General features: G+C 31.2%; 1 protein-coding gene. It reads left to right on the top strand.

Annotated elements, in window-relative coordinates:
* On the top strand, positions 1-1,432 hold a 1,432-nt coding region (locus tag VK998_RS13095), incomplete at its 5' end, for a cbb3-type cytochrome c oxidase subunit II (RefSeq protein WP_325224758.1).
* Positions 1,433-1,520 lie beyond the last annotated feature (88 nt).

The raw sequence follows: 1,520 nt of genomic DNA, 5'->3' as shown, positions 1-1,520 counted from the left end.
CGTCTACGACCATCCCTTCCAATGGGGCTCCAAGCGCACCGGTCCGGACCTGGCGCGTGTCGGCGGCCGCTACTCCGACGATTGGCACCGGGTGCATCTGATCAACCCGCGCGACGTGGTCCCGGAGTCCAATATGCCGGGTAGGTTTGTAATAACACCTCATTATAATAAGCTACAAGGTTTGATGGATGAAAAAAAAGCATATGAAGAAGAAATATCTGATATAAATCTTATATTAAAAAGAGAAGACATAATTGAGAAGAATTGGGAAGACCTACATAAAGAAAAAACTATATTAACTAATAGATACTTTTCAAATATTGATCAACCACAGTTAATCTATTTATTAAATGAAATATTGGACAATGAAAATATAGATATAATGGATCTGAATTTTAGTAGACCAAAAGAAGAATATATCGGTGATTTAACTGTAGATACAATGGATATATACATACCTTATAATGCCAATTATCAAGGACTTATAGAAACAATAAAGAATATAACAACAAGTCCCAAAAAACTACTGATAACGGATTTAACAATGGATAAAGCTGATGAAGAGGTTTTAGCTGGCAATATAGGTGTTAAAATTTATAGTCTAGAAGGTATATATGATTTCGATAAGGAAACGGCATATATAGATACTATATCTAATAGCGATAAAACCAATCCTTTTTTACCTTTTGATTATTATGATGAAGCTATGGAAGAAGACTTATCTATAGATGATGAGGAAAGTCTAATTAGTTTAGGTGAAGAGTCAATTGAAGATAATTATTCTAGAGAACTACTTGAGGATTTTGAAAATGGAAGTTTTGATTTTATTCCTTCTAACCAATATATAAAGGGTAATGTATATAAATCCTTCAATTCCAAGTCTAATAAGCATTCTATAAGGATGGAGTATAATATTTTGGCGTTAGAGGATGAAAATAGAGCTTATGTAGATATGTCTAATAGAGATATTGTTATTAAGTATCCACCTTCTAATATAGGATTATGGGTATATTCCTATGGGTATTCTCCTGTTAACTTAGGTTTTAGACTTAAGGGACAAGCAGGTGAAAAGATAGATATTGAATTGGCTAAAGGTATTTCATGGTTAGGTTGGAATTATTTAGAGGTTACTCCTCCAATGGATTTATCTTTATATCCTCTACAAATAGATAAAATATTTGTAGATCTGGCCTATAATAGGGATGACTATGGTGTATTATTATTCGACAAAATGGAAGCTAATTACCCTAAAGGAAGCAGTAAAACAGATGAGTATTTTACTTTTTATAAAGTTGAAAAAGACGATACTTTGGATAAGATAAGTATGAAATTTTATGGAACTGTAGATAAGAAAAATATTATCCTGAAGTATAATGAAATGAAATCCGATAAAGATATTAGGCAAGGAAAAATATTGGTATTACCTAGATAAAGAAAGGTGACAATTATGAATAGAATAAAAAATACTTTATTAATTTTTATTTTTTTAATAGTTATATTGATTATTAGCACCAAAACTT

The organism is Schnuerera sp. (genome assembly GCF_035459645.1).
Lineage (GTDB): Bacteria > Bacillota > Clostridia > Tissierellales > Tepidimicrobiaceae > Schnuerera.
The sequence above is the reverse complement of the archived record's forward strand: the minus strand, read 5'-3'. Positions and strand labels throughout refer to the sequence as shown.